Annotated in this window: 19 protein-coding genes and 1 pseudogene; 12 read left to right on the top strand and 8 right to left on the bottom strand. The window is 60.5% G+C overall.

Annotated features, from left to right (window positions below; all coding sequences use genetic code 11):
• From Q0C48_RS02005 to Q0C48_RS02050, 10 genes and pseudogenes are all read left to right on the top strand, one after another.
• Positions 1-252: pseudogene (locus tag Q0C48_RS02005) on the top strand (carbamoyltransferase HypF); the annotation flags it as partial.
• Positions 243-386: a HypC/HybG/HupF family hydrogenase formation chaperone gene (locus tag Q0C48_RS02010; RefSeq protein WP_291521040.1), complete on the top strand. Its 144-nt coding sequence runs from the start codon at positions 243-245 to the stop codon at positions 384-386. The pseudogene Q0C48_RS02005 and the gene Q0C48_RS02010, both read left to right, overlap by 10 nt.
• A complete protein-coding gene (locus tag Q0C48_RS02015) occupies positions 355-534 on the top strand; it encodes a HypC/HybG/HupF family hydrogenase formation chaperone (protein ID WP_291521042.1) in 180 nt (59 codons plus the stop codon). The genes Q0C48_RS02010 and Q0C48_RS02015 overlap by 32 nt, the downstream gene beginning before the upstream one ends.
• A 23-nt stretch (positions 535-557) precedes the next feature.
• Positions 558-887 carry a hypothetical protein gene (locus Q0C48_RS02020; RefSeq protein WP_291521044.1) on the top strand — a complete coding sequence of 110 codons (330 nt, stop codon included), beginning with the start codon at positions 558-560 and terminating at the stop codon, positions 885-887.
• Positions 887-1,945 carry a hydrogenase expression/formation protein HypE gene (gene hypE, locus Q0C48_RS02025; protein ID WP_291521046.1) on the top strand — a complete coding sequence of 353 codons (1,059 nt, stop codon included), beginning with the start codon at positions 887-889 and terminating at the stop codon, positions 1,943-1,945. The genes Q0C48_RS02020 and hypE overlap by 1 nt, the downstream gene beginning before the upstream one ends.
• 12 nt (positions 1,946-1,957) lie before the next feature.
• A complete protein-coding gene (locus Q0C48_RS02030) occupies positions 1,958-2,287 on the top strand; it encodes a hydrogenase maturation nickel metallochaperone HypA (protein ID WP_291521049.1) in 330 nt (109 codons plus the stop codon).
• Positions 2,287-3,153, top strand: a complete 867-nt coding sequence (gene hypB, locus Q0C48_RS02035) for a hydrogenase nickel incorporation protein HypB (RefSeq protein WP_291521051.1) — start codon at positions 2,287-2,289, stop codon at positions 3,151-3,153. The genes Q0C48_RS02030 and hypB overlap by 1 nt, the downstream gene beginning before the upstream one ends.
• 25 nt (positions 3,154-3,178) lie before the next feature.
• Positions 3,179-4,618 (top strand): APC family permease, encoded by a 1,440-nt coding sequence (locus Q0C48_RS02040; RefSeq protein ID WP_291521053.1) that lies wholly within the window; start codon positions 3,179-3,181, stop codon positions 4,616-4,618.
• A 154-nt stretch (positions 4,619-4,772) separates the two neighbouring features.
• A complete protein-coding gene (locus Q0C48_RS02045; protein ID WP_291521055.1) occupies positions 4,773-6,023 on the top strand; it encodes an FAD-binding oxidoreductase in 1,251 nt (416 codons plus the stop codon).
• An 84-nt stretch (positions 6,024-6,107) separates the two neighbouring features.
• A complete protein-coding gene (locus Q0C48_RS02050) occupies positions 6,108-6,512 on the top strand; it encodes a group III truncated hemoglobin (protein ID WP_291521057.1) in 405 nt (134 codons plus the stop codon).
• On the opposite strand, the gene ilvA is transcribed toward Q0C48_RS02050, so the two are convergent.
• Genes ilvA through Q0C48_RS02070 form a run of 4 tightly spaced genes read right to left on the bottom strand, consistent with a single transcriptional unit; the run spans position 6,509 to position 9,580 of the window.
• Positions 6,509-8,041: a threonine ammonia-lyase, biosynthetic gene (ilvA, locus tag Q0C48_RS02055; protein WP_291521059.1), complete on the bottom strand. Its 1,533-nt coding sequence runs from the start codon at positions 8,039-8,041 to the stop codon at positions 6,509-6,511. The two genes, Q0C48_RS02050 and ilvA, sit on opposite strands and share 4 nt — an antisense overlap.
• Positions 8,038-8,409, bottom strand: a complete 372-nt coding sequence (locus Q0C48_RS02060) for a winged helix-turn-helix domain-containing protein (RefSeq protein ID WP_291521061.1) — start codon at positions 8,407-8,409, stop codon at positions 8,038-8,040. The genes ilvA and Q0C48_RS02060 overlap by 4 nt, the downstream gene beginning before the upstream one ends.
• Complete coding sequence (locus Q0C48_RS02065; RefSeq protein ID WP_291521063.1) at positions 8,406-9,374, bottom strand: alpha/beta fold hydrolase; 969 nt, start codon at positions 9,372-9,374, stop codon at positions 8,406-8,408. Before Q0C48_RS02065 ends, Q0C48_RS02060 begins: the two co-directional genes overlap by 4 nt.
• Complete coding sequence (locus Q0C48_RS02070) at positions 9,371-9,580, bottom strand: (2Fe-2S)-binding protein (RefSeq protein ID WP_291521065.1); 210 nt, start codon at positions 9,578-9,580, stop codon at positions 9,371-9,373. Before Q0C48_RS02070 ends, Q0C48_RS02065 begins: the two co-directional genes overlap by 4 nt.
• A gap of 347 nt (positions 9,581-9,927) precedes the next feature.
• On the opposite strand from Q0C48_RS02070, the gene Q0C48_RS02075 reads away from it, so the two are divergent.
• On the top strand, positions 9,928-10,704 hold the full coding sequence (locus Q0C48_RS02075) for a GNAT family N-acyltransferase (RefSeq protein WP_291521068.1): 777 nt from the start codon (positions 9,928-9,930) through the stop codon (positions 10,702-10,704).
• Entirely contained in the window at positions 10,701-11,603 is a 903-nt protein-coding gene (locus Q0C48_RS02080; protein ID WP_291521070.1) for a 1-acyl-sn-glycerol-3-phosphate acyltransferase, read from the top strand. Before Q0C48_RS02075 ends, Q0C48_RS02080 begins: the two co-directional genes overlap by 4 nt.
• On the opposite strand, the gene hemE is transcribed toward Q0C48_RS02080, so the two are convergent.
• From hemE to Q0C48_RS02100, 4 genes are all read right to left on the bottom strand, one after another.
• On the bottom strand, positions 11,600-12,658 hold the full coding sequence (hemE, locus tag Q0C48_RS02085; protein ID WP_291521072.1) for a uroporphyrinogen decarboxylase: 1,059 nt from the start codon (positions 12,656-12,658) through the stop codon (positions 11,600-11,602). The genes Q0C48_RS02080 and hemE overlap by 4 nt on opposite strands.
• Before the next feature lie 3 nt (positions 12,659-12,661).
• The gene (locus Q0C48_RS02090) at positions 12,662-14,059 is read right to left on the bottom strand and encodes an FAD-dependent oxidoreductase (RefSeq protein ID WP_291521074.1); all 1,398 of its coding nucleotides are present in this window, start codon (positions 14,057-14,059) and stop codon (positions 12,662-12,664) included.
• Between the two features lie 23 nt (positions 14,060-14,082).
• Complete coding sequence (gene gltB / locus Q0C48_RS02095) at positions 14,083-18,510, bottom strand: glutamate synthase large subunit (protein ID WP_291521076.1); 4,428 nt, start codon at positions 18,508-18,510, stop codon at positions 14,083-14,085.
• 88 nt (positions 18,511-18,598) lie between these two features.
• A partial coding sequence (locus Q0C48_RS02100; RefSeq protein ID WP_291521078.1) for a deoxyguanosinetriphosphate triphosphohydrolase occupies positions 18,599-19,431 on the bottom strand: 833 nt, incomplete at its 5' end.

The raw sequence follows: 19,431 nt of genomic DNA on the forward strand, positions 1-19,431 counted from the left end.
CAATTGCTCAGGGAGGCCCTGGGTGCTACGCCCTGGACATCCACCGTCGCCTTGTCCGGTGGTGTTTTTCAGAATCTGACATTGCTGCGGGCGACCCGGGAAGCGCTGAAATCCCAGGGGCTGGAGGTCCTGGTTCCGCATCTGATCCCTGCCAATGACGGCGGTCTGGCCTTCGGTCAGGCCGTGGTTGGCGCCGCGCAAATCATCACTGGTCAGCATCATCTTGCAGGAGGGTATGAGTCATGTGTTTAGGGATCCCGGGACAGATTACGAAAATCATCAGCGCACGGGAACGACGGGCGGAGGTGGCAATCAACGGGGTAAGGCGGGAGGTCAACATCACCTGTATCGCCGATGCGGAGCATCCTGGAGTCCTGTGTCGGTGAATGGGTGCTGGTGCATGTGGGCTTTGCCATGAGTCGCATCAGCGAAGAGGAAGCGGCCATGACGCTGGACGTGCTGACGCAACTGGGCGAAGCTCAATCGGAAATGGATCGTATGCGGGAGTCCGGGCGAACGGAACCTGTGGCGTAATCGCCGGGAGGTGCAACTATCAGGTGTTCGAGATTCGCGAGTGCTTCGAGTGGCGGGGGCTCGGCTCCATCGACCACTCCGGGGTCAGGATCCGCGATCGCCTTGCGGCCTTCGACGCCGAGCGCCGCTTTACCGTACCCAATCTGTCCATTGCTGACCCCAAGGCGTGTCAGTGTGGAGAGGTGCTCAAAGGGATCATAACGCCCTGGGAATGCAAAGTCTTTGGCGGGGCCTGCACCCCGGAAATGCCGCTGGGCTCTTTGATGGTTTCTTCAGAAGGGGCGTGTGCCGCTTATTTCAATTACGGAAAGATGTCGGCAGAGGTCCCCGCTGCCGCAGAGGAGATGTTCTGATGGCTGCAAATCCGCAACCGCGCGTCAAAAGACCCCATGGTGATGCCGTCAACCTTTCCCATGGCAGTGGTGGCAAGGCCATGCGGGACCTGATCGAAGGATTGATTCTGCCCGCCCTGGGCGCCTCCAGTGCCACGCCGCTGGAGGATCAGGCCCGCATCGATGTGCAGGAAATCCTGGGGGACGGTGGCCGGATCGCCTTTACCACGGATTCCTACGTCGTCGATCCCCTCAGCTTTCCGGGCGGTGACATCGGCACGTTGGCCATCAATGGCACCGTAAACGATCTGGCGGTGGGCGGCGCACGACCCGTCGTGCTGAGTTGCTCCCTGATTCTGGAAGAAGGACTGCCCTTCACCATTCTGGAAAAGATGATGTGCAGCATGGCGCAGGCGGCACAGGCGGCGAGCGTCAGGATTGTTACGGGGGATACCAAAGTGGTGCCCCGGGGCAGTGCGGACAAACTGTTCATCAACACCGCCGGCATCGGAATCATCCCGAAGGGCGTCCATCTGGAGATTGCCCGGATCCAGCCGGGTGACCAACTGCTGTTGAACGGCCACCTCGGGGATCATGGTGCCGCCATTTTGAAGGCGCGCGGCGATCTGGCCCTGGACGCCGATGTGCAGAGCGATTGCCAGCCGTTGCACGGGATTATCGCTGCCCTGCTGGCGGCGGCACCGGGAACCCGATGCATCCGCGACGTGACCCGCGGCGGGCTGGCTACGGTACTCAACGAGTTTGCCCAGGGGGCTGGGGTGGGTATGCGCATCGTGGAGGATAGCATTCCGGTCCGCCCAGTGGTCAGAGGCATCTGCGAAGTGCTCGGCCTGGATCCCCTCTATCTGGCCAACGAAGGCAAACTCCTTGCGGTGGTGCCACGGGAAGAGGCCGAGGCCGCCCTGGAGGCGTTGCGCTCCTGCCCGGAGGGCACCTATGCCGGGATTATTGGCGAGGTGCTCGTGGGCCCTCCCGGAAGGGTCGTGCTGAGCAGTCATTTTGGTGGTGAACGCATCGTTGACATGCTGGTGGGCGAACAGTTGCCGCGAATCTGTTAGACGGGGCTGGCGATGCACGAACTCGGGATTACCCGCAACATTGTTTCCATCTGCAGCGAGCAGGCCCATGGTCGTAAGGTGATCCGGGTGCGGCTGGAAGTGGGGTTGTTATCAGGGGTGGTGCCGGACGCCATCCGCTTCTGTTTTGACGTGTGCAGTCGGGGCACGCCGCTGGAGGGCGCGGATCTGGAAGTGCTGGAGATTCCCGGTGAGGGCGAATGCCGGTCCTGTGGCAAACGCGTCGCTCTCCAGCAGGTATTCGAACATTGTGCGTGTGGTGCCGGCGACCTGATCTGTCTGGCTGGCAAGGAACTCAAAGTCAAGGATATGGAGGTGCAGTGATGTGTAAAACCTGTGGATGCTCCGATGGAGCACAAACGCGAATAACGCACCTGAGTGTTGCGGGGGGGGCGGCTCCTGATACCTTGGGATCATCGCGCGACGTGCCGGGACATACCCATGCCCATGGCGGCGCAGAGCCCCATTCACACGCCCACCCCCATGCACAGGCGGAAGGGGATGCCCACCTGGTGTCCCTGGAGGCGCGGATTCTGGACAAAAATGATCGCCTTGCGGAACGCAACCGCGGCTGGCTGGCAGGACGGGGCGTGTTTGCCCTGAATCTCATGAGTTCACCCGGCGCCGGGAAGACGACCCTGCTGGAAAAAACCCTGGCGGGACTGGCGGACGAGTTCCCCCTGGCGGTAGTGGAGGGCGATCAGGAAACCACCCATGATGCGGAACGCATACGCCAGGTGGGTTGCAACGTAGTGCAGATCAATACCGGCCAGGGGTGTCATCTGGAGGCGGATATGGTGGCGCAGGGGCTGCAGGCAATCGATCCGGCTGCCGGTTCTGTCGTCTTCATCGAGAACGTGGGAAACCTGATATGCCCGGCCCTGTTTGATCTTGGTGAAGCGGCACGCGTGGTTATCCTGGCGGTCACCGAGGGCGAAGACAAGCCGGCAAAGTACCCCCACATGTTTCACGGCGCGGACCTGATCCTGATCAACAAGATCGATCTGCTGCCCTACCTTTCCTTCGACCTGGAACGTTGCCTCGGTTACTTGCACGAAGTCGCGCATCATGCCGAAGTGTTGCAGATATCTGCTGCCACGGGAACCGGTCTGGAGCCGTGGTTTGCCTGGTTGCGCGCGCATCGTAACAGGGCGTTGTCGGAGGCCGGAAAAGTGTTGGCCGGTTCCTGAAATACCTTGTGCCCAGGAGGCGGTCATGCCCGCGGAGACCCGTCAGACGCTGCACAAGACATTTCAGCTCTTTGATTTGTCCAGCCTGTCCATCTCCAGCGTGGGTCCCATCTTCAGCGTGGCGGCCGCAGGTTCGGCCATGGTCCACGCAGCGGGAGCAGAGGTGCCCCTGGCGATTGTGCTGATTGCCATTCCTTTCATCCTGTGTTCCTGGATATTTCTGTCGCTGAACCAGCACTTTCCCAACGCCGGTGCCTCCTATCACTGGTCCCGGCGGATAATGGGCATTGATTACTCGAATTTTCAGGCGTGGATCGTGATCATGGCCTATTTCTGGTCGATCCCGCCGATCCTGATCCCAGCGGCGCAGTTCACCCTGGGGGCGTTGGGTGTACATCACCCCGGCGTTTGGTTGCAGATCGTGGCAGCCACGTTCTGGGCACTGTTCGCGGCGGGCGTTTTGTTGTTCGGAGCGCGCATCACCGCCAGGGTCACCCAGATATTTCTGCTCATCGAAATCGTATCCGTCGCCCTCATGGCCATCGTCGGCTATTCCCACTGGGGGCCGGCGGCGGCGGGGGCGGGTTCATTTTCCCTCAGCCATATTCACTGGGCCGGCGTCATCGTCTGCATGGTGGTGGCCGCCACCATCGTGGACGGCTGGGAAATCGACTCCTACGCCTCGGAAGAATCCAGAAGGCCGCGCATCACCCCGGGATGGGGAGGACTCATCGGGGCAGTGAGCGTGGTGCTCTACTACCTGCTGATCTGGCCCCTGCTCCTGCATCAGGTGCCCCTCGACCAGTTGCAAAACACCAGTGATACCCTGAGTCTCTGGGCGGCAACGGTGTCCCCCCAATTACTCCCGTGGATGCGCATGGCGATTATCGCGTCGACCGCCGGTGGCCTCTGGCTCACCACCTTCATCCTGTCCCGCGCCCTTTTCGCCATGTCCAGGGATGGGGTGATGCCGAAGTGGCTGGGCCGACTGAATCGCGGGCACGTGCCGTACTGGTCTGTCATCCTGCCCATCCTGCTGGCCATGGCGGTTGTCCTCATGCAGGTTTTCTTCCCCGATATGCGGGACCTGTTCAACCTGGTGCTGAGCGCGGCGGGATTCTTTCTGGTGGCGGAGTTTTTACTGAATGGGATCAACATGATGCGTTTTTTATTGCTTCAGCACCGCTCCGTCCGGCACCATTTCAAGGCGCATCATCATGCCGGTCTTCTGCTCGGATCGCTGGTCGTGATCATCAGCCTTTCCGCCGTGGAGGTGCTGTTCTTCATCTATGGCCCCGAATATATTGCGGCCGGGATCGATCAGACCGTGGGGGTGTTTTTACTGCTGGGTATCTTTTATGTGCTCTGGCTGCGCTGGCGGAAGACGGAGCAACGCACTTACGTCTTTGATGAGGTGAAGTTGCAGGAGATCAGCAACATGGGCCCGGCGCTGTTGAAAGAATAAAACGGGAATCCGCGGCTGTTCGCCAGGTGCTTGTTGAACATATAGTTACAGGTGAAACCTTGTGCCGTGGGTTAGCTTCCTGACATTGACCAGGGCGGCGGCCTCTGCTATATCGGGCGGACCCTAACCTTCTCAACTTTCCCCAGGGGTTCTTATGGCAGCACATGGCGAAGTGGTGGTTCTGGGAGCAGGCATCGTCGGGGTTTCCATTGCGCTGCAGTTGCAGTTACGGGGCCGTCCCACCATTCTTCTGGACCAGCAGGGGGCCGGGGAGGGGACATCCTTCGGCAATGCCGGCCTGATTCAGCGCGAGGCGGTCATGCCGCATCCCTTTCCCCGTGCCCTGGCGACGCTGCTCAGCTATGCCCGCAATCAGTCGACCGAGGCCTACTACCGGGGGACGATGCTGCCGCGTCTGGCGATTCCCTTCCTGCAGTACTGGTATAACTCCCGTGAAGACCGTCATCGGATGATTGCCCGGCATTATGCCGCACTGATTACCCACTGTCTGGATGATCATCTGGCTCTGGCCGGTGCGGCGGGGGCGATCGACCTGCTCCGTCCCGGTGGTTGGTTGCAGGTACACCAAAATCCCGAGTCTCTGGATCATGCCCTGAAAGAGGCCGCGTATAAGGCCGGGAACTTTGAGGTGGCTTACGACGCACTCGACGGCGTGCAGGTGGCGGCGATGGAGTGCAGTCTACGCCCCGGACTGGCCGGCGGTATCCACTGGACCCAGCCTCTGGCGGTGGTCGATCCCCACGCGCTCACTCGCGCATACCTGAGCTATTTTACCCGGATGGGCGGCGAGTTTCGCACCAGCGCCGTGCGGAGCATAGAGCGCGGTTCGACGGGGTGGCGCATCGCTACGGTGCATGAGCCGGTGGACGCCGCCGAGGTGGTGGTGGCTTTGGGCGCCTGGTCGCCGGATGTGACCGGATCTCTGGGCTACCACCCGCCGCTTTTTGTAAAAAGGGGCTATCACATGCACTACGCCCAGCCGGAGGCGACACCGCTCTGTCACCCGGTGCTCGATGCCGATCAGGGCTATATGCTGGTGCCCATGCAGCGCGGTATCCGGCTGACGACCGGTGCGGAGTTTGCGCGCCGGGATGCACCGCCTTCCGCTATTCCGCTTAGCCGGGCGGAGGCGCAGGCACGGCGGTTATTGCCTGCCCTCGGCGGGCGTCTGGACGCCGACCCCTGGATGGGGGTGCGCCCCTGCACCCCCGACATGCTGCCGATCATTGGTCGGGCGCCGGGGCATCCGGGTGTGTGGTATGCCTTCGGCCACTGTCACCAGGGCCTGACCCTAGGGCCGACCACCGGGCGTTTGCTGGCCGAGATGATGTTGGGTGAAACGCCGTTTACGGACCCCGCTCCCTACCGACCGGAGCGGTTCTGAACGGCTGGTTTTTAGATGTTGACCCGCAGTTGCTCCATCAGCAATACTGCATATTTCCGCAGTCTGCGGACGCCGGAGCCGATCATGGAGCAGGTAAGCCCTCCCAAACGCCGTCTCGAACCCCTTTGCGAGAAGATTACGCTGCCAGTGATCCGTGTCGTGGTGGATGATTTCTACAATCGCATCCAGCATCACCCGACACTGGCAGAGCCTTTTTCCATCGTCCAGGACTGGGAGTTGCACAAGGATCGTCTCGTTCACTACTGGTGGACCGTGTCCGGCGGACTTCCCTACAAAGATTACCGCTATGCGCTGGGCGACAAGCATGCTCCGGTCGGAATAACCCATCCGCTGGTGAATGACTGGCTCGCGCTTTTTCACGAAACCATGCTGGATCACATGGATGCGGATATTGCCCGTCGCTGGCAGGGTATGGCGGCGGGTATCGGCGAGTCCCTGCGCCTGATGTTCGCCCCGCGCGGGGATTAAGCAGAGGCTCGGTGCTGACCCTGATCCAGAAAAAACCGGTAGGCCGGGTTGGCGGTTTCCGCCACGTGCGGGTAATCGAGCCGGGCAAGCAGCGATTCGAATTGTGCCATCTCGCTGTCCGGCACCTCAAAGCCCGCCAGCACCCGGCCCAAGTCGACGCCATTATTGCGATAGTGGAAGAGACTGATATTCCAGTGTCCGCCCAGTTTGTCGAGAAACTCCATCAGCGCCCCCGGTCGTTCCGGAAACTCAAAACGATAAATCCGCTCATTCTGCGCGGCCGCCGCATGCCCGCCCACCATATGGCGGATGTGCAGTTTGGCCATTTCATCATCACTCAGGTCTAGCGCTTCGTGACCCGTGATCCGTAAGCTCTCCAGCAACGCACTGGCGTCTTTCCGGTCGCGGATGGCCACACCGACAAAAATATGCGCCTGATCCCGGTGGTGCAGGCGGTAATTGAATTCGGTGACGACCCGCTGACCAATCGCCGCACAGAAAGCGCGAAAGGCCCCCGGCCGCTCCGGGATGGTGACCGCAAACAGCGCCTCGCGGGCCTCGCCCAGTTCCGCCCGCTCGGCGATGAAGCGCAGACGGTCGAAGTTCATATTGGCGCCTGAGAGGAGGGCGACCCAGGCCCCGCCCTGACCGGGGTCGGTTACGGCCATCCGCTTGAGACCCGCCAGGGCCAGCGCCCCGGCCGGCTCCATAATGGAACGGGTTTCGTCGAAAACATCCTTGATGGCCGCACAGATCTCGTCATTACTCACCCGCACGATCTCGTCCACATATTTGCGGCAGAGGGCAAAGGTGTGTTCTCCTACCTGGCGCACCGCCACGCCGTCGGCGAAAATACCGACCTGGGGCAGAGTCACCCGCTTCCCCGCCAGTAAAGACTGATACATGGCATCGGCCTCAAAGGGTTCAACGCCAATGATGCGAATCTCTGGCACGATGGATTTCAGGTAGCCTGCCACCCCGGCAATGAGACCGCCGCCTCCCACTGGAACAAAAATCGCTTCCAGGCCGGCGCCCCGCTGACGGAGTATCTCTGCGCCTATGGTCCCCTGGCCGGCAATGACCAGCGGATCGTCAAAGGGCGGAATGAAGACCAGGCCCGATTCAGCGATCAGGGCGTCGCAATGCGCCTGCGCGTCGGAGTAGCTGTCGCCATGAAGAATGACCTCCGCACCCCGCGCCCGTACCGCATTGACCTTGATTTCCGGAGTGGTGCCGGGCATGACGATCACCGCACGAATACCCAGCTTCTGGGCAGCGTAGGCGACGCCCTGCGCATGATTGCCGGCGCTGGCGGTGATGACACCGCGTGCTTTTTCGGCGTCCGAAAGCTGGACGATCTTGTTGTAGGCGCCGCGCAGTTTGAAGCTGAACACCGGCTGCAGGTCTTCGCGTTTGAACAGTACTTCGCGCTGCAGGCGTGCGCTCAGTTTGGGCGCCGCTTCCAGGGGCGTTTCCCGGGCCACATCGTAGACCCTGCTGCACAGTACTTCGCGGAGCAGATTTTTCACGAAGCGCTTTCTTCCGGTTTATGGAGTTGCATGAGTTTGCGGAATTCGGCGATATCGGGCGCCAGGGTCAGGTTTGCCTTGGCCTCCATAGCCTCGTAACGGATGAGTATCTCTTCCCCCATCTCGGTCAGATGCGCACCGCCGCCGTGACTGCCTCCGGTTGCGGTGCTCACCACCGGTGCCAAAAAACAGTGATTCATGGTGTCCACCAGCAACCAGGCGCGCCGGTAACTCATATTCATCGCCCGTGCCGCCGCAGAGATGGAGCCTTCTTCGCGGATATGGCGCAGAAGTTCGGCCTTGCCGGGGCCAATGGCGATGGCTTCCGCCAGCAGAACGCGAAGACGGGGTTGCAGGTGGTCTGTCATGGGATCATCTTCCTCTCAAAATAGTCCAGCAGCGTGTTTGGCAACCAGCGCAGATGGCCCGGAAAGGCTCCATCTATAAAGCCAACATGGCCGCCTTGCTCGGTGATGCAACGTGTTACGGCCGGGCTTGTCTGAACATTGCGCAGGCTGTCGACGGGTACAATAGGATCATCCGCACTGTTCAGAAGCAGTGTGGGCACGTTGATATGTGACAACAACGGCGCTGCGGAGCCCTCTTCCCAGAGGTGTCGGGCGCCTGAGAAACCATGTACTGGTGCCGTAAAATATTCATCGAAATCATACACGCTTTTTGCCGAAAAGACCCGTGGCCAGTCCGCCATATCCGGGTACCTGGCCTCGTAACGGCGGACAGAAGTCTTCATTTTCTGGAGAAAATACCGGTTGTAGAAGCGAAGATGGCTGGATTGCAGATACTCTGCTGTCGCGACCAGATCAATGGGGGCGCAGACCGCAGCCGCACGTTCCAGATTTTTGCGCGCCTCGTCTCCTACCTCGCCCAGATATTTGAGTAGGGCGTTACCGCCGAGGGAAACGCCGACGACGTAGCGTGGGCGACGCGGGAAGAGTGCAGTAGCACGCTCCAGCATCCAGCGAATCTCGGCACTATCACCCGCGTGGTAGCCGCGAGGCAGTAAGTTGTCTATTCCTCCGCAGCCGCGGAAATTGATAAAACAGCCTGCCCAGCCCCTCCGCCGCAAACCCGCCGCGAGGGAGCGGGCATAATGTCCCCGCGAACTGCTCGCCAAGCCATGAAAGAGAATAACCACGGGCGCATTGGCTGACGCGTCCACCCAGTCTACAGCGACCCGGTCGCCATCTGGGGTTTCCCAGATTTCCCGGCGAAAATCGACCGGATCTGAGCGGGCGAAAAAGGGCGCCCAGATGGTCTGAAAATCACCACCCCGCGACCACCAGGGCGGACAAAAAGCGCAGGAAGGATTCAATCCTCTATGTAGGCGTCGTGACTGCGCAAATAGGCTTCCAGATCGTCGATGCAACTGCCGCAGCCAGCGCCGCAGCCGGCGTGGACCATCAAAAGCTCCATAAAGGGCAGGGGTGCGGCGCGCTGACGCTCAAGAATTTCCTGAAAAGTGGCGGCCGAACAGCAGCAATAGGGGCTGTCATCGACTTCCTCGGGGGCGGCGGACATGGCGGAACTTTCACCTCTGATACAATGAAAAAAAGTAAAGGCATACAGTAACTATTGAGAGCGTGCGGTGCAAGAGCCTGCCGCGATCCACATCGGCACCGCCACGATTTGACGATCAGGGCTGGCATTGTTTGAATCATGATATAAAATACCCGTATCGACGATGGTCGCCGGGGGCGGCGACTTTTGCAGCAAGGTCAACATAATGTTTTAAGAAGAAAAGTTACCATCTCTGTGAGGGTCAGCGTATCATTGTTACAAAAAGTTCATAAAACTGTCGCACTATTGTCATGTTTATGAGTCATAATACGCAAGGTTTGCTATCGTTTTTACACGGAGAGCTCTGCATGCTCAGCACCCAATCTCACGGTAGTACTGGTCACGCCGCCACGAAGAAAGAGCGCTCGTTGCGTCTCTATCTGGCACGTCACCAGGATGAGGTAGAAGCGGCGCAACGACTGCGCTATGACGTATTCAGTGCCGAGTATGGTGCCCAGTTTAGTGGTCGTCCTGGGCTGGATCAGGATGAGTACGACCCCTTTTGTGAGCACCTGATTGTCGAAGATGAGGTCCGTCAGGAAGTTGTTGGTACCTATCGTCTCTTCCTCCCCGAGAAGGTCGCTCGGGTAGGCCGCTATTATGCTGAGACAGAGTTTGACCTTTCACGTCTGCTGGCGTTGAACACGCGGATTATGGAACTGGGGCGATCCTGCGTACACCCCGACTATCGTCAGGGCGCAGTGATTACGCTGCTCTGGTCGGGGCTGGCTGAGGCCATGGCGATGTGGCAAATCGATTATCTCATGGGTTGCGCGAGTGTACACAGTACCGACGGCCCGGCCCTTGGCGCCCTGTACCAGAGTCTCCATACGTACCTTACGCCGCAGGAGCAGCGTGTATTCCCCCTGCGCGCCGTTCCCAATTTTGATGTGCAGGCGCAGGTAGGCCCCGCCACACTACCTAGCCTGCTCAAGGGCTATTTAAGGGCGGGAGTGCGCATCGGCGGCGAGCCTTTCTGGGATCCGCAATTCCATTGCGCAGATTTCTTCGTCTGGTGCGAGTCTAGTCTGATCACCCCGCGCTATCAGCAACGCTTCCTGGAACCGGTGGACGCGCGTAGATGATGCGCCGTAAAAAGCCCGCCTCGGTACTGGTGGCTTACCCGGGGCGGCGCTGGCGCCGTTCGCGGCCCAAGGCTTTGCGGCGTATCTGGCGGCTACCGGTGCTGGCGTTTTATCTGTTTCTGGCCTTTCCGTTGGCGGTATGGACTTGTGCGCGCAAGTCCGAACCGGACGCGGTCAGTTATCGGGCCTTTGCCTGGTGGAGTCGGCGGGCCTTGCGTATCTTTGGAATTCATTTGCGTGTGGATGGAATCGTCCCCAAATCGCCGGTACTTGTCGCCGCTAACCATGTTTCCTACCTGGATATTCTCGCACTCGCGACCTTGGTTCCTGGTCGTTTTGTGGCGAAGAAGGAAATGCGTGCCTGGCCTTTTTTCGGGATTATGGGCGAGTGGCTGGGGACGCTCTTTATTGATCGCGGCGACGCCCGTGCGAGTCAGCGCACGGTGCGCCAGGCCGGCAAAATTTTGGCAGCGGGCACTAGCATCATCCTTTTCCCGGAAGGCACCACTAGCGACGGCAAAAGGGTAGGCGATTTTTTTGCGGCACCTTTTGAAATTGCCTCTGGGGCAGTAGCATCGACGATTCCGGTGGCTTTGCGTTACGAAGATGTGCTGTGCCCCGGTCAGCCCGACCCTCTCTGCCCCTTCATTGGTGAAGATAGCTTGTTTGGACATCTCTGGAGACTGGCGGCGGCGGCACCGTTGACACTGCGCGTGGAATTCCTGCCCGCGCTGGCGCCAGAATTGGGTCGCCGGAAACTGGCAGCAACGGCTCAGGCGGTTATTGCCGATGCCTTACAGCGGATGGAGCAGGGGGCTTCAATCACCTATCTGCATAATCCCCGCCGTCGTCTTATCCGGGATGCCTGGGCAGCGTGGCGGCATGGTCGCGAGGGTTAGGCAGGCCGCCAGTTCTGAACGCTCTCCACCAGGGTGGCGACATTTCCGATGGGGGTTTGCGGGGTGATGCCATGGCCGAGATTAAAGATGTGGCCCGGCCCAGGTCCATGGCTGGCCAGAACGCGCTCGGCCTCTGCGGCGACAGCGCTGGCGCTGCCGTAGAGGGCGATGGGGTCCATATTGCCCTGCAGCGCTATGCCATCACCCAGATGTTGGCGGGCGACACTTAACTCGGTTGTCCAGTCGAGGCCCAGCACATCGGCGCCGCTCGCCGCCATTGCCTCCAACCAGTTACCCCCGCCCTTGGTAAAGAGCAGGATCGGTACCTGGCGGCCTTCCGCCTCGCGCTTCAAACTGGCGATGATCTCGCTCATGTAGGCAAGCGAGAACTCTGTATAAGCCGGGGTGCTGAGACTGCCACCCCAGGTATCAAAAATCATCACTGCCTGCGCCCCAGCGGCAATCTGCGCGTTGAGGTATTGGCTGACCGATGCGGCCAGATGACGTAGGAGGCGATGCAGCAGCGCCGGATCGCTATATAGTAACCCTTTGATATGGATGAAGTCGCGGCTGCCGCGACCTTCGATCATGTAGCAGGCGAGGGTCCAGGGGCTGCCAGCAAAGCCGATGAGAGGCACCCGTCCATTCAGTTCACGGCGGATGAGGCGCACCGCATCCATCACAAAGCGCAGCTCCGTTTCCGGATCGGGCTGACTCAGTGCGTCGATGTCCGCAGCGTTACGCAAGGGACGTTCGAATACCGGACCTTCGCCCTCCTGAAATTGCAGCCCGAGTCCCATGACATAAGGAATGGTCAGAATGTCCGAGAAAAGGATGGCGGCATCCAGCGGAAAGCGATCAATGGGCTGCAGTGTCACTTCACAGGCCAGTTCCGGTGTGGTGCAGAGGGTGAGAAAATCCCCGGCACGGGCGCGGGTAGCACGGTACTCCGGCAGGTAACGCCCGGCCTGACGCATCAGCCAGATGGGGACATGATCCACCGGCTGGCGCAGGCAGGCACGCAGGAAATTATCATTCTGTAATGTGGATTTCATCGTCTATACGCCCAGTTGATTGAGAATGCCCTCGGCGGCCCGGCGTCCTTCATCTACCGCCGTGACGACCAGATCAGAGCCGCGGCGCATGTCGCCCCCGGCAAAGATACGTGGGTTAGTGGTCTGGAATTGTTCGTTGGTACTGATCCGCCCACGGGCGTCCGTGCTGATGCCGTATTCCGCAAACCAGGGGGCGGGGGAGGGATCAAAACCAAAAGCGATGATCACCGCATCGGCATCCAGCACCTGCTCGGAGCCAGGGACAATTTCCGGATGGCGACGGCCCTTGGCATCGGGCTCCCCCAGACGGGTTTCGACCAGGCGCACCCCCCGTGCGCCCGATGCCGCATCACCAATGACCTCGACGGGCTGGCGGTTGAAGAGGAATTTGACACCTTCTTCGCGGGCATTGGCGACTTCCCGGCGCGAGCCAGGCATGTTTTCTTCATCGCGGCGATAGGCACAGGTGACGCGGCTAGCACCCTGGCGGATGGCGGTGCGCAGACAGTCCATGGCGGTATCGCCGCCACCCAGTACCACGACTTGCTTGCCGGACAGGCTGACATAAGGGAGGGTCGGATCAGGCAACTGCATCAGGTGACGGGTGTTCGCGATCAGATAGGACAGCGCCTTGAGGACGCCAGGCAGGTTTTCGCCAGGGAAATCGCCGCGCTTGGCGGCGTAGGTGCCCATCCCCAGAAACACGGCGTCAAAATCTTCCAGCAGCCTGGCCAGAGAAATATCCTTGCCGACTTCCGTATCGAGCTGAAAACGAATACCCATTTCCTGCAACAGATCGGCGCGGCGGGCGACCACCGCTTTTTCCAGCTTGAAAGGCGGGATGCCAAAGGTGAGCAGGCCGCCAACCGCCGGGTAGCGGTCAAAGACAACCACTTCGGTGCCGGCGCGGTTGAGAATATCTGCACAACCCAGTCCGGCAGGGCCGGCCCCCACCACAGCAACACGCTTGCCGTTAGGGATGATATCGGGCATTTCCGGCCGCCAGCCGCGGGCCAGGGCTTCTTCGGTGATGAATCTTTCGAGGTTGCCAATGGTGACGGCGCCAAAGCCGTCATTGAGGGTACATGCGCCCTCGCAAAGGCGGTCCTGCGGGCAGATGCGGCCACAGATCTCCGGCAGGGTATTGGTCTGATGGGACAGACTGGCCGCTTCTTCCAGACGATTCTCAACAATGAGCTGCAGCCAGTTGGGAATATAGTTGTGCACCGGGCACTTCCACTCACAATACGGATTGCCGCAGTGCAGGCAGCGGTCGGCCTGAAGCTGGGCACTGTCCAGGTCAAAGCTTTGGTAGATTTCCTTGAAGGCCTCGCGGCGTTCTTCCACGTCCAGCTTTTTGGGGTCCTGCCGCGGGTCTTCGATGAATGAAAAATGACTCATGGTTTTTCCTCAGGGTGACGCGGTCAGCTTGCTTCTTCGAGCAGGACATCTAGCCTGGCGGCCTTGGGCACCACCAGCCAGACATCGCGGATAAAGTGGGTCCAGTCCTTGAGCAGTCCTGCGGCATAACGGCTGCCTGTGGTGCCCGCATGGGCTTCGATGTGGCGCCGCAGGAGGGCCTCGTAGCCGCGCATGGACTCGGTTTCAATCCGGTGATAATTCACCAGTTCGCCGTTCACCTGATCAGGGAACTGCCGGGCTTGATCGCGGACAAAGGCGAGACCACCGGTCATGCCCGCCCCGAAATTTACGCCGACCGAGCCGAGGATGACGATCTGGCCGCCGGTCATGTACTCGCAGGCGTGATCCCCGGCGCCTTCGATCACGGCGATGGCCCCGGAGTTACGCACCGCAAAGCGCTCACCGGCGCGCCCGGCCGCATAGAGACGCCCGCCGGTGGCCCCATACAAACAGGTGTTGCCGACAATGGCCGAGTCCTGGCTGGCGTAGGAAACGCCCGCTGGCGGCGCTATGACAATGGTGCCGCCGTTCATGGCCTTACCCACGTAATCGTTGGCATCGCCGTGCAGATGCAAGGTCATCCCCTGCACGCAGAAGGCACCAAAAGACTGACCTGCTGTTCCGTGAAGTTCGATATGCACAACATCCTCGCGCAGACCAGAATTACCATAGCGACGGGCGATTTCTCCGGCGAGACGGGCGCCGATGGAGCGGTTCACGTTACGGATTGGATAGTGCAGGCGGGTGGGGATTTGCGCTTCCAGCGCGGATCGGGCGTCCTTCACCATGGTTTCCGCCAGATCACCCTTGTCGAAAGGCGGGTTGCGGTCCTGGGTCTGAATGTTGGTGTCGGCATCGCGCAGGTCGGTATTGCCCAGCAGCGGACGCAGGTCCAGATGCGCCTGTTTTTCCGTCTGCACCCCACCGATTTCCAGCATCTGGCTGGCACCAACGAGGTCGTCGAAACGCCGGACGCCGAGTTGCGCCATGATTTCGCGGGCTTCTTCGGCGACGAAGCGGAAATAATTGATGACCATTTCCGGGAGGCCGGTGAAATGTTTGCGCAGGGTTTCATCCTGCGTGGCAATGCCGGTGGCACAGTTGTTGAGATGGCAGATGCGCAGATACTTGCAACCCAGTGCAATCATTGGTGCGGTGCCAAAACCGAAGCTTTCCGCTCCCAGCAGGGCGCCTTTGACCACATCCAGTCCGGTTTTGAAGCCGCCGTCGGCCTGCAAACGCACCCGATGCCGCAAGTGGTTGCGGCGCAGGGTGACCTGGGTTTCCGCCAGGCCCAGTTCCCACGGTGAGCCGGCATATTTGACCGAACTCAGCGGACTGGCGCCGGTGCCACCGTCGTAACCGGCGATGGTGATACGGTCGGCATAGGCCTTGGCTACCCCGGCCGCGATGGTACCGACACCAGCCTCGGAGACCAGTTTGACGGAGACATAGGCCTGCGGATTGATCTGCTTGAGGTCAAAAATGAGCTGTGCCAGATCCTCGATGGAATAGATATCGTGGTGGGGCGGCGGGCTGATGAGGGCGACGCCCTCCTTGGCGTAGCGCAGACGGGCGATGATGCCGCTGACCTTATGCCCCGGCAGTTGACCGCCTTCGCCGGGCTTGGCACCCTGGGCTACCTTGATCTGCAACTCTTCGGCATTGACGGCATATTCCGGTGTCACGCCAAAGCGACCGGAGGCGATCTGCTTGATCTTGCTGACCTTGTTGTTGTGGTAACGGGCCGGATCTTCGCCGCCTTCACCGGAGTTGGAGCGCCCGCCGATGGTGTTCATGGCGATAGCCAAGGCCTCATGGGCCTCGGGCGAGAGCGCGCCCAGGGACATGGCTGCGGTGTCAAAACGGCGGGTAATGGCCTCGATGGGCTCGACCTCACTGAGTGGAATGGGTTGTGTTATGGTGCGCAATTGCAGTAAGTCGCGCAGGTTGGTGACCGGGCGCTCATTGACGAGTCCGGAAAATACCTGATAGTCGGCATAGCGCCCTGATTTTACGGCTGTTTGCAGGCTCTGGACAACGTCCGGGTGGTAGGCGTGATATTCACCGCCGTTGACATATTTGAGCAGACCGCCGACAGGAAGTGTCTTTCGCGGCAGGTAGGCGTCGCGGACCTGCTGGCGGATATCGCTTTCCAATGTACTGAAGGAAGCGCCGCCAATCCGGCTCACCGTCCCCTTGAAGCAGCGCTCCACCACCATCTGATCCAGGCCCAGTGCCTCAAAGAGCTGGGTACTGCGGTAGGAGGCGAGGGTGGAAATCCCCATCTTGGACAGGATCTTGTAGAGGCCTTTGTCGATGCCTTTGCGATAATTTTCCAGCGCCTTGAGGACCGTGACCGGCTGGCTGAAGGCATGCCGCTCGGCCAGACTGCGGATGATGGCATAGCTCAGGTAGGGGTAGACAGCGGTGGCACCGTAACCGATCAAAGTGGCGAAATGGTGGGGATCGCGGGTATGGGCGGTGGCCACGACGATATTGCAGCGGGTGCGCAGGCCGGCCTCAATGAGGGCATGGTGGACTGCACCTACCGCCATCAGTGCCGGGATGTAGAGCCGATCGCGCCCCAGGGCGTGATCTGAGAGCACCAGGATAACGGCTCCGTGCCGCACCGCTTCGATGACTTCTTCGCAGAGGGCTTCGATGGCGCCTCCTAGATTGCTGTCCGCAGCGGAATAGCAGAGATCAAAAGTCTGGCCGCGAAAGGCAGGTTCCGTGCGGCTGGTGAGGGCGCTGAAAGTGGCGTCGGAGAGCACCGGGGAGTGTACTTCAATGCGCCGGGCATATTCGGGACGCTCGGCGAAGAGATTGCTCTCGCTGCCGATGACCGTGTTGAGGGACATCACCAGCGCTTCGCGCAGGGGATCTATGGGGGGATTGGTGACCTGGGCGAACTGCTGCCGGAAATAATCGGCAATATGCCGGGCTTGCCGCGACAGGACCGCCACGGGGGTATCGTCGCCCATGGAACCGACGGCTTCCTGGGCGCCTTCGGCGAGGACGCGGATCACCTGGTCTTCTTCCTCAAAGCTGACACCAAAGGCCTTTTCGCTGACCAAAAGGTCGGTTACCGGCAGTGCGGGGGTGGTGTCGCTATCGTCACTGTCGAGATGCTCAGCATACTGATCCAGCCATTCCCGGTAGGGGTGGCTGTTCTGGATTTGCGCGTCGATGTCTGCCGACTCCAGGAATTTACCGGTGGCCATATCCACCGCCACCAGTTGCCCTGGCCCGACCCGACCCTGCACGGCGATGTCGCGGTGATCGTAGTCAAAGACGCCCACTTCGGAAGCGATGTTGATGATACGGTCTTTGGTGATGACATAACGGGCCGGGCGCAGACCGTTGCGATCCAGTGCGCAGGCAGCGATGCGTCCGGTGTTCAGCACCAGTCCGGCAGGGCCATCCCAGGCCTCCATGCGCATGGAGTGATATTCGTAGAAGGCGCGTAGGGCGGGCTCAATGCGCGGGACATTATGCCAGGCGGGCGGCACCAGCAGACGGATGGCCTTGAAGAAGTCCATGCCGCCCTGCACCAGCAGTTCAAGCATGTTGTCGAGGCTGAAGGAGTCGCTGCCGCCGCCCACCGCAGGCAGCACTTCAGCCATAGGCAGCAGGTCGGATTGGAGTTGCGCCTCGCGGGCCTTGGCCCACAGGCGGTTGCCCTGCACCGTATTCAACTCGCCATTGTGGGCGAGCATGCGGAAGGGTTGGCATAGCCGCCATTCCGGCCAGGTATTAGTGGAAAAGCGTTGGTGGTAGGTGACGAGCGCGGAGGCGAAGCGCGGGTCGCAGAGGTCGGGATAAAAAACGGGGAGATTCTCTGGCAGCACTAAGCCCTTGTAGCCGATGACCTGAGAGGAGCAGGTCACAGCAAAAAAACTGCTCTCGTCGACAAAGCGTTTTTCTACCCGCCGCCGCAGGCGATAGAGGAGGCGTTCGCGACTGTCCGTGTCCGCAGCGTCGGGGAGGTCCACAAAGGCCTGCCAGACTCCTGGCAGGCTCCCAAGGGCTTCATCGCCACAAGCGGCAAGGTCGGTAGGGACCTCGCGCCAGCCCAGACATCGGAGACCGAGGTCTTGGGCTTCGGCATCCAGTGTCGTGCGGATTTCACCCGCAACAGCTTGGTCCTGTGGGAGAAAAAACTGGCCGATACCGAAATGCTTGCCGAGAGTGATACCCTGATCGGCGGCGATAGCGCGAAAAAAGGCCTCCGGCATTTGCAACAGCAAGCCGCAACCGTCGCCACTTTTGCCGTCGGCGGCTACCGCGCCGCGGTGGGTGAGCCGCGCCAGGGAAGTGATTGCCGTCGCGACAATGGCGTGACTGGCCTGGTTGTCCATCTGGGCAATCAGCCCGAAGCCGCAGGAGTCCCGTTCAAAGTCGGGGGAGTATAAGCTTTGCGTCATATCGTCACCTGATTGTCACGTCACCCTGTCGCCGGACTGCAAAGCAGGGCCGGGCAGTATAACGCGCTCGTGGGCACCATCCAAGGGCTCAAGCCTCGCCGTGTGGATCGAAGAGGCGGTCATACTCGGCAATGGCAAAGCGGTCGGTCATGCCGGCCACATAGTCGGCAACGACACGCGCCTGGCGCTTCGCTGCACCGTCACACTCGTTGATGCGCACCTGATATTTCAGCGGGAGCAGTCGCGGATCTTCACGCAGGGTATGAAAAAGTTTGCGTACCAGGCGCTTGGCTTTTTCTGCCTGACGATGCACCCGGGGGTGACGATACATCCGCTGAAAGAGGAAGTGTTTGAGGGTGGCGACTTCGTGGGCGATGGCTGGGCTGTGGGCGGCGAGGGGGCGCGGCGCGGCCCGCACTTCCGCAATCGTGGCGATGCCCTCTGCGGCAATGCGGCGCCGGGTTTCATCGACCAGATCGCGGATGAGCAGATCGATGAGGCGGCGGCCCGTTTCGTGACGCAATATGGTCTGGGAAGCGTCGGGATAACGTTGCTGTACCCCAGCAAAAATAGCCCCGTACAAGGTGCTGGCGCAGAGTTCTTCCCGGTTCAGCAGACCGGCACGCAGGCCGTCGTCGATGTCATGGTTGTTATAGGCGATTTCATCGGCGAGATTGGTGATCTGCGCCTCCAGACTGGGCTGGGTGCCCTGCAGAAAGCGTTCACCCACATCTCCCAGATCGGCAGCTTTGCTTTTGGCGCAGTGCTTGAGAATGCCCTCGCGGGTTTCAAAGCTCAGGTTCAGGCCCGGAAAGTCGCCATAGCGCTTTTCCAGGTGGTCCACGATCCGCAGGGACTGGATGTTGTGTTCGAAACCACCGAGGTCGGCCATGCACTCCTGCAGGGCATCCTGTCCGGCAT

The organism is Acidithiobacillus sp., from assembly GCF_023255755.1.
Taxonomy (GTDB): domain Bacteria; phylum Pseudomonadota; class Gammaproteobacteria; order Acidithiobacillales; family Acidithiobacillaceae; genus Acidithiobacillus.

Excerpts from the sequence above, each read along its gene's own strand:
- Q0C48_RS02010 (WP_291521040.1), top strand. The coding sequence starts at position 243 with ATGTGTTTAGGGATCCCGGGACAGATTACGAAAATCATCAGCGCACGG.
- Q0C48_RS02015 (WP_291521042.1), top strand. The coding sequence starts at position 355 with ATGCGGAGCATCCTGGAGTCCTGTGTCGGTGAATGGGTGCTGGTGCAT.
- hypE (WP_291521046.1), top strand. The coding sequence starts at position 887 with ATGGCTGCAAATCCGCAACCGCGCGTCAAAAGACCCCATGGTGATGCC.
- Q0C48_RS02030 (WP_291521049.1), top strand. The coding sequence starts at position 1,958 with ATGCACGAACTCGGGATTACCCGCAACATTGTTTCCATCTGCAGCGAG.
- hypB (WP_291521051.1), top strand. The coding sequence starts at position 2,287 with ATGTGTAAAACCTGTGGATGCTCCGATGGAGCACAAACGCGAATAACG.
- Q0C48_RS02040 (WP_291521053.1), top strand. The coding sequence starts at position 3,179 with ATGCCCGCGGAGACCCGTCAGACGCTGCACAAGACATTTCAGCTCTTT.
- Q0C48_RS02045 (WP_291521055.1), top strand. The coding sequence starts at position 4,773 with ATGGCAGCACATGGCGAAGTGGTGGTTCTGGGAGCAGGCATCGTCGGG.
- Q0C48_RS02050 (WP_291521057.1), top strand. The coding sequence starts at position 6,108 with ATGGAGCAGGTAAGCCCTCCCAAACGCCGTCTCGAACCCCTTTGCGAG.
- Q0C48_RS02060 (WP_291521061.1), bottom strand. The coding sequence starts at position 8,409 with ATGACAGACCACCTGCAACCCCGTCTTCGCGTTCTGCTGGCGGAAGCC.
- Q0C48_RS02070 (WP_291521065.1), bottom strand. The coding sequence starts at position 9,580 with ATGTCCGCCGCCCCCGAGGAAGTCGATGACAGCCCCTATTGCTGCTGT.
- Q0C48_RS02075 (WP_291521068.1), top strand. The coding sequence starts at position 9,928 with ATGCTCAGCACCCAATCTCACGGTAGTACTGGTCACGCCGCCACGAAG.
- Q0C48_RS02080 (WP_291521070.1), top strand. The coding sequence starts at position 10,701 with ATGATGCGCCGTAAAAAGCCCGCCTCGGTACTGGTGGCTTACCCGGGG.
- hemE (WP_291521072.1), bottom strand. The coding sequence starts at position 12,658 with ATGAAATCCACATTACAGAATGATAATTTCCTGCGTGCCTGCCTGCGC.
- Q0C48_RS02090 (WP_291521074.1), bottom strand. The coding sequence starts at position 14,059 with ATGAGTCATTTTTCATTCATCGAAGACCCGCGGCAGGACCCCAAAAAG.
- gltB (WP_291521076.1), bottom strand. The coding sequence starts at position 18,510 with ATGACGCAAAGCTTATACTCCCCCGACTTTGAACGGGACTCCTGCGGC.